Source organism: Gemmobacter caeruleus (assembly GCF_008271655.1).
Classification (GTDB): Bacteria; Pseudomonadota; Alphaproteobacteria; order Rhodobacterales; family Rhodobacteraceae; genus Gemmobacter; species Gemmobacter caeruleus.
In genome coordinates, this window is the sequence record NZ_VKKX01000011.1 from 364909 (window position 1) to 374115 (window position 9207).

At 62.6% G+C, this 9207-nt stretch carries 18 protein-coding genes; 17 read left to right on the plus strand and 1 reads right to left on the minus strand.

Annotated elements, in window-relative coordinates; genetic code table 11:
• The first annotated feature begins 29 nt into the window (after window positions 1-29).
• From rpmC to FOA17_RS04260, 12 genes are all read left to right on the plus strand, one after another.
• Window positions 30-230 (plus strand): 50S ribosomal protein L29, encoded by a 201-nt coding sequence (gene rpmC, locus FOA17_RS04205; RefSeq protein WP_149140222.1) that lies wholly within the window; start codon window positions 30-32, stop codon window positions 228-230.
• 11 nt (window positions 231-241) lie between these two features.
• Window positions 242-475 (plus strand): 30S ribosomal protein S17, encoded by a 234-nt coding sequence (gene rpsQ, locus FOA17_RS04210; RefSeq protein WP_149140223.1) that lies wholly within the window; start codon window positions 242-244, stop codon window positions 473-475.
• Window positions 476-561: 86 nt separating this feature from the next.
• Window positions 562-930, plus strand: a complete 369-nt coding sequence (gene rplN, locus FOA17_RS04215) for a 50S ribosomal protein L14 (RefSeq protein ID WP_023666245.1) — start codon at window positions 562-564, stop codon at window positions 928-930.
• A gap of 1 nt (window position 931) precedes the next feature.
• Window positions 932-1237 (plus strand): 50S ribosomal protein L24, encoded by a 306-nt coding sequence (rplX, locus tag FOA17_RS04220; protein ID WP_149140224.1) that lies wholly within the window; start codon window positions 932-934, stop codon window positions 1235-1237.
• Window positions 1237-1797, plus strand: a complete 561-nt coding sequence (gene rplE, locus FOA17_RS04225; protein WP_149140225.1) for a 50S ribosomal protein L5 — start codon at window positions 1237-1239, stop codon at window positions 1795-1797. Before rplX ends, rplE begins: the two co-directional genes overlap by 1 nt.
• Before the next feature lie 18 nt (window positions 1798-1815).
• A complete protein-coding gene (gene rpsN, locus FOA17_RS04230) occupies window positions 1816-2121 on the plus strand; it encodes a 30S ribosomal protein S14 (RefSeq protein WP_054301612.1) in 306 nt (101 codons plus the stop codon).
• A gap of 11 nt (window positions 2122-2132) precedes the next feature.
• Entirely contained in the window at window positions 2133-2531 is a 399-nt protein-coding gene (gene rpsH, locus FOA17_RS04235) for a 30S ribosomal protein S8 (protein WP_149140226.1), read from the plus strand.
• 10 nt (window positions 2532-2541) lie between these two features.
• Window positions 2542-3075, plus strand: a complete 534-nt coding sequence (gene rplF, locus FOA17_RS04240; protein ID WP_149140227.1) for a 50S ribosomal protein L6 — start codon at window positions 2542-2544, stop codon at window positions 3073-3075.
• Window positions 3076-3086: 11 nt separating this feature from the next.
• Window positions 3087-3446 (plus strand): 50S ribosomal protein L18, encoded by a 360-nt coding sequence (gene rplR, locus FOA17_RS04245; RefSeq protein WP_149140228.1) that lies wholly within the window; start codon window positions 3087-3089, stop codon window positions 3444-3446.
• Window positions 3447-3457: 11 nt separating this feature from the next.
• Complete coding sequence (gene rpsE, locus FOA17_RS04250) at window positions 3458-4033, plus strand: 30S ribosomal protein S5 (RefSeq protein WP_149140229.1); 576 nt, start codon at window positions 3458-3460, stop codon at window positions 4031-4033.
• 2 nt (window positions 4034-4035) lie between these two features.
• On the plus strand, window positions 4036-4227 hold the full coding sequence (gene rpmD / locus FOA17_RS04255) for a 50S ribosomal protein L30 (RefSeq protein ID WP_149140230.1): 192 nt from the start codon (window positions 4036-4038) through the stop codon (window positions 4225-4227).
• A gap of 155 nt (window positions 4228-4382) precedes the next feature.
• Entirely contained in the window at window positions 4383-4823 is a 441-nt protein-coding gene (locus tag FOA17_RS04260) for a GFA family protein (RefSeq protein ID WP_149140231.1), read from the plus strand.
• A 14-nt stretch (window positions 4824-4837) separates the two neighbouring features.
• On the opposite strand, the gene FOA17_RS04265 is transcribed toward FOA17_RS04260, so the two are convergent.
• Complete coding sequence (locus tag FOA17_RS04265; protein WP_149140232.1) at window positions 4838-5428, minus strand: DUF998 domain-containing protein; 591 nt, start codon at window positions 5426-5428, stop codon at window positions 4838-4840.
• Window positions 5429-5639: 211 nt separating this feature from the next.
• On the opposite strand from FOA17_RS04265, the gene rplO reads away from it, so the two are divergent.
• The 5 genes from rplO to rpsK all read left to right on the plus strand — a co-directional run bounded on the left by rplO (window position 5640) and on the right by rpsK (window position 9169).
• Window positions 5640-6110 carry a 50S ribosomal protein L15 gene (gene rplO, locus FOA17_RS04270; protein WP_149140233.1) on the plus strand — a complete coding sequence of 157 codons (471 nt, stop codon included), beginning with the start codon at window positions 5640-5642 and terminating at the stop codon, window positions 6108-6110.
• A gap of 99 nt (window positions 6111-6209) precedes the next feature.
• Window positions 6210-7568: a preprotein translocase subunit SecY gene (gene secY, locus FOA17_RS04275; RefSeq protein ID WP_149140234.1), complete on the plus strand. Its 1359-nt coding sequence runs from the start codon at window positions 6210-6212 to the stop codon at window positions 7566-7568.
• A 29-nt stretch (window positions 7569-7597) separates the two neighbouring features.
• Entirely contained in the window at window positions 7598-8182 is a 585-nt protein-coding gene (locus FOA17_RS04280) for an adenylate kinase (RefSeq protein WP_149140235.1), read from the plus strand.
• A gap of 213 nt (window positions 8183-8395) precedes the next feature.
• Window positions 8396-8764 (plus strand): 30S ribosomal protein S13, encoded by a 369-nt coding sequence (gene rpsM / locus FOA17_RS04285; RefSeq protein WP_149140236.1) that lies wholly within the window; start codon window positions 8396-8398, stop codon window positions 8762-8764.
• Window positions 8765-8779: 15 nt separating this feature from the next.
• Entirely contained in the window at window positions 8780-9169 is a 390-nt protein-coding gene (gene rpsK / locus FOA17_RS04290; RefSeq protein WP_054301602.1) for a 30S ribosomal protein S11, read from the plus strand.
• The last annotated feature ends 38 nt before the right edge of the window (window positions 9170-9207 follow it).

Sequence of the window (9207 nt, forward strand, 5' to 3'; positions counted from 1 at the left end):
CTGCTGGCGATTGTGAAAGGAAAAGGCGCATGTCCGCCAAGGAACTGAAGGCCAAGACGCCGGCCGAGCTGCGTGATCAGCTCGTGGCGCTCAAGAAGGAGGCGTTCAATCTGCGCTTCCAGCAAGCGACCGGCCAGCTTGAGAACACCGCCCGCATGCGTGCCGTCCGCAAGGAAGTGGCCCGTATCAAGACGGTTCTGAACCAGCAAGCCGCTGCTGCTGCGAACTGAGGAGAAGACCCATGCCCAAGCGTATCCTGCAAGGTGTCGTCACCTCGGACAAGAACGAACAGACCATCACCGTTCTGGTCGAGCGCCGCTTTAAGCACCCGCTCCTGCAAAAGACCGTGCGGAAGTCGAAGAAATACCGCGCCCATGACGCGGAGAACAAATTCAAGGTCGGTGACACCGTGCGTATCGAAGAATGCGCGCCGATCTCGAAGACCAAGCGCTGGACCGTCGTGATCGAAGCCTGAAAAGGCCCTTCGATCCCGACGTTCAGTATCTGAACGAAACCCTGGGGTGGTGCTGATCAGCCGCTCCAAAGGTCGGGAGAAACCAAATGATCCAGATGCAGACCAATCTGGATGTTGCTGACAACTCTGGCGCTCGCCGGGTTCAGTGCATCAAGGTTCTGGGCGGCTCGCATCGCCGCTACGCATCCGTGGGCGACATCATCGTGGTGTCGGTCAAGGAGGCGATTCCGAAAGGTCGCGTGAAGAAGGGTGATGTCCGCAAGGCCGTCGTCGTTCGCACCGCGAAAGAAGTGCGTCGTGAAGACGGCACCTCGATCCGCTTTGACCGCAATGCCGCCGTCATCCTGAACAACCAGGGCGAACCGGTCGGCACCCGTATCTTCGGGCCGGTCGTGCGCGAGCTGCGTGCCAAGAACTTCATGAAGATCATCTCGCTGGCGCCGGAGGTGCTGTGATATGGCTGCGAAACTGAAAAAAGGCGACAAGGTCGTCGTTCTGGCCGGCAAGGACAAGGGCAAGCAAGGCGAGATCACCTCGGTGAATCCGTCGGCGAACAAAGCCGTTGTCGAAGGCGTGAACATCGCGATCCGCCACACCAAGCAATCGCAGACCGCACAGGGCGGCCGCGTCGCCAAGGCGATGCCGATCGACCTGTCGAACCTGGCGATCCTGGACAAGAACGGCAAGGCCACCCGCGTCGGCTTCCGCATGGAAGGTGACAAGAAGGTGCGTTTCGCCAAGACCACGGGGGACGTGATCTGATGCTCGACGCTGCTGACTACACCCCGCGTCTGAAGGCCACCTACAAGGCCGCCATCCGCGCCGCTCTGAAAGAAGAGTTCGCCTACAAGAACGACATGCAGATCCCGCGTCTGGACAAGATCGTGATCAACATGGGCGTTGGCGAAGCCGTGAAGGACACCAAGAAGGTGAAGGCTGCCGCCGAGCAGCTGACCGCCATCGCGGGTCAGAAGGCTGTCATCACCCACGCCAAGAAGTCGATCGCCGGCTTCCGCGTGCGGGAAGAGATGCCGCTGGGCTGCAAGGTGACCCTGCGTGGCGACCGGATGTATGAATTCCTCGACCGTCTCATCAACGTCGCGCTGCCGCGCGTCCGCGACTTCCGCGGCGTCAAGGGCACGTCGTTCGATGGCCGTGGCAACTATGCCATGGGGCTGAAAGAGCAGATCGTGTTCCCCGAGATCGACTTCGACAAGATCGACGACGTTCTGGGCATGGACATCATCATCTGCACCAACGCCAAGACCGACGCTGAAGCGAAGTCGCTGCTCAAGCACTTCAACATGCCGTTCTCCAGCTGATCGCGCGAGGAAATCATTATGGCCAAGAAATCCATGATCGAACGCGAGAAGAAGCGTCAGCACCTGGTGGACGTGTACGCCGCCAAGCGCGCTGCTCTCAAAGAGATCATCTCGAACCAGGACCTGCCCGTCGCGGAGCGTTTCGCCGCCGCGCAAAAGCTGGCCCAACTGCCCCGCAACTCGTCGGCGACCCGGCTGCACAACCGCTGCCAGCTCACCGGCCGTCCCCATGCTTACTACCGTAAGCTGAAACTGTCGCGGATCATGCTGCGTGAACTGGCCTCGTTCGGCCAGATCCCGGGCATGGTCAAGTCGAGCTGGTAAGGAGGACCGACATGTCTGTGAACGATCCTCTCGGCGATATGCTGACCCGCATCCGCAACGCTCAGGCGCGCGGTAAATCGACCGTCTCCACCCCGGCCTCCAAGCTGCGTGCCTGGGTTCTGGATGTGCTGGCCTCGGAAGGCTATATCCGTGGCTACGAGCGCGCCTCGACCGACAATGGTCAGGGCGAGCTGGTGATCTCGCTGAAATACTATGAAGGCGAGCCCGTCATCCGTGAACTGAAGCGCGTGTCGAAACCCGGCCGCCGCGTCTATATGGGCGTCAAGGAAATCCCGTCGGTCCGCAATGGCCTGGGCGTTTCCATCGTTTCGACCCCGAAGGGCGTGATGTCCGATGCAGCTGCACGCTCCGCCAATGTCGGCGGCGAAGTGCTCTGCACCGTGTTCTGAGGAGGGTTAGATGTCTCGTATCGGCAAAAAACCCGTCGCACTTCCCAAGGGCGTCTCGGCCGAAATCAAAGGCCAGTCGATCGAAGTGAAGGGGCCGAAAGGCACCCGTTCCTTCACCGCGACCGACGACGTGACCCTGACGCTGGAAGAGGGCTCGGTGAAGGTGACCCCGCGTGGCACCTCCAAGCGCGCCCGCCAGCAATGGGGCATGGCCCGCTCGATGGTCGAAAATCTCGTCATCGGCGTGACCGACGGCTTCAAGAAAGAGCTCGAAATTCAGGGTGTGGGTTACCGCGCCGCGATGCAGGGCAATGTTCTGAAACTGTCGCTCGGCTATTCGCATGAAGTGAACTTCGAAGTGCCGAAGGGCGTGACTGTCACGTCCCCGAAGCAGACCGAAATCGTTGTGGAAGGGATCGACCAGCAGCTCGTTGGTCAGGTCGCCGCGAACATCCGCGAGTGGAAGCGCCCCGAGCCCTACAAGGGCAAAGGCATCCGCTACAAGGACGAGTTCGTCTTCCGCAAGGAAGGTAAGAAGAAGTAAGGATAGCGAAGATGGCGAACAACAAGAGAGAGCTGTTCCTCAAGCGCCGCCTGCGCGTCCGGAACAAACTGAAATCGATGTCTGCCGGGCGTGCGCGTCTGTCGGTGCATCGGTCGTCGAAGAACATCAGCGTCCAGCTGATCGACGACGTGCGCGGGGTCACCCTCGCCGCGGCGTCCACGCTGGAGAAAGATCTGGGCTTCGTCGGCAAGAACAATCTGGAGGCCGCCGCCAAGGTGGGCGCCACGATTGCGGAACGCGCGAAAAAGGCCGGTGTCGAAGAGTGCTACTTCGACCGTGGCGGTTTCCTCTTTCACGGGAAGATCAAGGCTTTGGCCGATGCTGCCCGTGAAGGCGGCCTGAAGTTCTGAGGAGTTGAAAAATGGCAGAACGTGAAAACCGTCGTGAAGGCCGTCGCGATGACCGTCGCAGCGATGCCCGGGAAGAAACCCCGGAATTCGCCGATCGTCTGGTGGCCATCAACCGCGTGTCGAAAACCGTGAAGGGCGGCAAACGCTTTGGCTTTGCCGCGCTCGTGGTGGTCGGCGACCAGCGCGGTCGCGTGGGCTTCGGCAAGGGCAAGGCGAAAGAGGTGCCGGAGGCGATCCGTAAGGCCACTGAACAGGCCAAGCGCTCGCTGATCCGCGTGCCGCTGAAGGACAGCCGCACCCTGCATCACGACATGGAAGGCCGTCATGGCGCCGGCAAGGTCGTCATGCGCTCGGCCGTGCCGGGCACCGGGATCATCGCCGGTGGTCCGATGCGCGCCGTGTTCGAGATGGTCGGCATCCAGGACATCGTGGCCAAATCGCTGGGGTCGCAAAACCCCTACAACATGATCCGGGCCACCATCGACGGCCTGAAGCATGAGGCCTCGCCCCGTTCGGTCGCGCAGCGTCGCGGCAAGAAAGTGGCCGAGATCCTGAAAAAGCCCGAAGCTGAAAGCGTGGAGGCCTGATCATGGCGAAGAAAACCATCGTCGTTCAGCAGGTCGCCTCGGCGGCCCGTCGCCCCGCGATCCAGACCGCGACGCTCAAGGGCCTGGGCCTGAACAAGCTGCGCCGCACCCGTGAGCTGGAGGATACCCCTTCGGTCCGTGGTATGGTCAACAAGATCTCGCATCTTGTGAAGATCATCGAAGAGCGCGGCTGATTGCGGCGGTGCGTGCCCGGCACGCACCCGGCAGCCCGAAATCAGAACGCCCCGCGAGATGTCGCGGGGCGTTTTGCGTTTGGCCCGCGCCGTGGTAGCATGACCCTGCCCGGAGGGGCCCTTCGCCCCGGTCCGGCGAAAAGGGGGCTGCGAAGATGGGCGCGAAATACGAAGGCGGCTGTGCGCATGTGCATGTGACAGCCGACAAGGAACCGATCGACAACCATGTCTGCCATTGCAATGTATGCAAGGCCGTGACCGGCCAGCAGACCACGCATGTCGCTTTCTTTGACTATGGCGATCTGACGGTGGATCACCCGGAATTGCTGGCGCGCCAGCCGTTCAACGCGGCCAATCCCGACGGTCCGCTGGAGCTTTGCACCTGCAAGGAATGTGGCGCGGCGATCCTGCTGGATGACCGGCAGCACCGCATCCGTGTCGCGGTGCCCAATGTGATGGGCTATGATGTGGGGCATTTCCCGCAAGCCAGCTATCACGCCTTCTGGGACGAGACAAAGGGCTATGCCAAACCCGATGACGGGCGCCCGGTCTTTGCGGGGTTGCGGCCGGAATTCGCCTGGCCCCCTTCGCGCTAGCCGGGGCAGGGGGATCAGAGCCGCGGCCAGGCCATGCCGAGGGCGAACAGACCGAGCCAGAGCGCCGAACTGGCCAGATAGACCCGCTCCAGCAGGCCGAACATACGGTGGCGCAGCGCGTGGACCAGGCTTATCGCTACGCCCAGAAGCGAGGCGGTGACCAGCCAGTAAAGCGCGCCCAGCACCGTGCGGAAACCGGGCGGCGGCAAGAGGCGCGCATCGGGCAGCAGGTCATCCACCGCGATATAGGCCAGTGCGAAATTCGCCACCGCGAAGGCCAGGTGCAAGCGGCCGGTGCGGCTGTGCGGCCTGCCCTCCAGATCGGTGGGATAGACGATCACGCCCAGCGGCAGCGCGGCCATGCCCAGCAGGCAAAGCCCCGCCCGCAGGCTGAACCGCCCATCCACCAGCAGTGCTGCGGCCAGCAGGGTGCTTGCCACGATCCCCGCCACGGCGTAGCGCAGGAACAGAAGCTGCGAGGCGCCCAGGGCATAATCGCTCAGTGCCTGGCGGATCGGGCTGTATTCGCCGCGCAGATGCAGGGCAGCGAACAGGGCCAGCACCGCCAGATATGCCAGCGCCGATGACAGATAGAGCGCGGTCATCCTTTCTCTCCGGGCCGTGGCTTGTGACAGGAAAGGGGCGGCGCGGCCAAAGGTCAAGCCTGGGCACGCGCCCGGGCCAGTTCCGAGACTTGCGTTGCATGGCGGCGGCGGCTATACGCCCCCGGTGGCGGCTCGCCACAAGAATCACCAAGAAACGCCGTGTGTGTCCCTCTGTCGCTTGTGGGGGCATTTCCGGCCAAGGAGAAGCGACATGAAACTGAATGAACTTCGCGACAACGACGGCGCGGCCCGCAAGCAGAAGCGCGTGGCGCGTGGTCCCGGTTCGGGCAAGGGCAAGACCGCCGGCCGTGGTATCAAGGGCCAGAAATCGCGTTCGGGCGTCGCCATCGGCGGCTACGAAGGCGGCCAGATGCCGCTCTACCGTCGTCTGCCGAAGCGCGGCTTCAACAAGCCGAACGCCAAGGAATACGCGGTCGTCAATCTGGGCCTGATCGAGAAATTCATCGCCGCCGGCAAGCTGGACGCGAAAGCCGAGATCACCGAGGACGCGCTGATCGCGGCCGGCGTGACCAAGGGCAAACATGACGGCATCCGCGTGCTGGCCAAGGGCGAGATCACCTCGAAGATCACCCTGACCGTCACCGGCGCCTCCAAATCGGCCATCGAGGCCGTGGAGAAGGCGGGCGGCAAACTGAACGTGGCGCAGGCAGCTGCGGAATGATGTTGTGAGCGGTCGCAAGACCGCTTACATGGGATCAAGTTTTCCCGCGCCGCCGACCCGGAAGACGGTTCGGCGGCGCTCGCATGAAAGAGCATCGGCATGGCATCTGCTGCAGAGCAAATGGCGGCGAACCTGAGCTGGGGCGCCCTTGGCAAGGCGACCGACCTTCGCCAACGCATCTTCTTTACCATCGGGCTGCTGATCGTCTATCGCCTGGGCACCTATATTCCGGTTCCCGGCATCGACGGCGCGGCGCTACGCAACTTCATGTCGGATGTGTCGGCCGGTCTTGGCGGCATCCTCAACATGTTCACGGGCGGCGCGATCAGCCGGATGGGCATCTTTGCCCTCGGCATCATGCCCTATATCTCCGCCTCGATCATCGTGCAGCTTCTGGCCTCCATGGTGCCGTCGCTGGAGCAGATGAAGAAGGAAGGCGAGCAGGGCCGCAAGAAGATGAACCAGTATACGCGCTACGGCACCGTGGCGCTGGCGCTGTTTCAGGCCTGGGGTATCGCGGTCAGCCTGGAAGCGGGCGACCTGGCGCATGAGCCGGGGCTGTTCTTCAAGCTTTCGGTGGTGGTGACGCTGGTCGGCGGGACCATGTTCCTGATGTGGCTGGGTGAACAGATCACCGCGCGCGGCATCGGCAACGGCACCTCGCTCATCATCTTTGTCGGCATCGTGGCCGAGATCCCCGCCGCACTGGCGCAGTTCTTCAGCCAGGGACGTTCGGGGGCAATCTCGCCGGCCGTGATCATCGGCGTGATCGTCATGGTCGTGGTGGTGATCGCCTTTGTCGTGTTCATGGAACGCGCCCTGCGCAAGATCCATATCCAGTATCCGCGCCGCCAGGTGGGGATGAAGATCTATGATGGCGGCTCCAGCCACCTGCCGATCAAGGTGAACCCGGCGGGCGTGATCCCGGCGATCTTTGCCTCGTCGCTCTTGCTGTTGCCGACCACGATCGCGGCCTTCTCGCATACGCAAAGCGGCCCGATCATGTCCACGATCCTCGCCTATTTCGGGCCGGGGCAGATGCTCTATCTGCTGTTCTTCGCGGCCATGATCGTGTTCTTCGCCTATTTCTACACTCATAACGTCGCCTTCAAGGTCGATGAGGTGGCGGACAACCTGAAGAACCAGGGCGGCTTCGTTCCGGGCATCCGTCCCGGCAAGAAGACCGAGGAATATCTGGAATATGTGGTGAACCGGGTGCTGGTGATCGGCGCGGCCTATCTGGCCTTCGTCTGCCTGCTGCCCGAGATCATCCGCAACCAGCTGGCGATCCCGTTCTATTTCGGCGGCACCTCGGTTCTGATCGTGGTCTCGGTGACGATGGACACGATCAACCAGATCCAGTCGCATCTTCTGGCCCATCAATATGAGGGCCTGATCGAAAAGTCGCAGTTGCGCGGACGCAAGCGTTCGGGCAGCAAGGCACCGACACGTCGCTGAGCCAGTTCGCAAGGGAGAGAGACTGACCCATGACCAATATCATCCTTCTCGGACCGCCCGGCGCTGGCAAGGGAACGCAAGCGAAGCGGCTCGTCGATGAGCGGAACATGGTTCAGCTTTCCACCGGCGACATGCTGCGCGAGGCCAAATCCTCGGGCACCGAAATGGGCAAGCGCGTCGCCGAGGTGATGGACAAGGGCCAGTTGGTTACCGACGAGATCGTGATCGGGCTGATCGAGGAAAAGATGGCCGGGCCCGCGGGCGGCGGCTTCATCTTTGACGGTTTCCCGCGCACGCTGGCGCAAGCCGATGCCCTGGGCGCGCTTCTGGCGCGGACCGGGCAAAAGCTGGATGCGGTGATCGAGCTGGTGGTCGATGACGAGGCGCTGGTCGCCCGCATCGTGCGCCGGGCCGAGGAGGCCGCCGCCGCCGGTCAGACCGTGCGCGCCGATGACAATCCCGAGGTCTTTGCCGGCCGTCTGCGCGAATATTACAAGAAGACCGCGCCGCTGACCGGGTATTACTATGCCAAGGGCGACCTGAAGCAGGTGGATGGCATGGCCCCCATGGCGGATGTCGGCGCGGCGATTGCGAAACTTCTTGACAGCAAGTGAAACTTGCGCGCCGCGCCCTTGACGGGTGACGCAAAACCCCCTAAGCCACGGCGTCCCGAAAGGGAATCGTCCGTGGCTTTCGTTTTCCCGCAAGGGGATTCGTTTCCGGGGATGTTCGATCCGGGCGGCGTCTAATGCAATTCTCCACGCCGTGCCGGGGTTGTGAAAAAAGGTTCTGGCATTACGGAACCGCAACAATGAAGGAAGATACGCGTGGCACGTATTGCTGGCGTCAACATCCCGACCGGGAAACGGGTTCCGATTTCTCTGCAGTATATCCATGGCATCGGCGCCCATTTCGCCGAGCAGATCTGCGAAGCTCTGAACATCGACCGCACCCGCCGCGTCAACCAGCTCTCGGATGCCGAAGTGCTGGCGATCCGCGAATATATCGACGCGAACTTCACCGTGGAAGGCGACCTGCGCCGTGAAGTGTCGATGAACATCAAGCGCCTGATGGACCTCGGCTGCTACCGCGGCCTGCGTCACCGCCGGAACCTGCCGGTTCGCGGTCAGCGCACCCACACCAATGCCCGCACCCGCAAGGGCCCGGCCAAGCCGATCGCTGGCAAGAAGAAGTAAGGGGAGGGTTCAGATATGGCTCGTGACAAGACCCGCATGAAGCGGAAAGAGCGCAAGAACATCGCCGCCGGCGTCGTTCATGTGAACTCCTCGTTCAACAACACCAAGATCCTGATCTCGGACGTGCAGGGCAACGCGATCTCCTGGTCGTCGTCGGGCACGATGGGCTTCAAGGGTTCGCGCAAATCGACCCCCTACGCCGCCCAGATGGCCGCCGAGGACGCTGCCCGCAAGGCGCAGGAACACGGCATGAAGACCGTCGAAGTCGAAGTGCAGGGTCCGGGTTCGGGCCGCGAATCGGCGCTGCGCGCGCTGGCCGCGGTTGGCCTGACCATCACCTCGATCCGCGACGTGACGCCGCTGGCCCATAACGGCTGCCGTCCGCCGAAGCGTCGCCGCGTCTGACGCATGATTTCCGATCGGGCCGCGCTGAAAATGCGCGG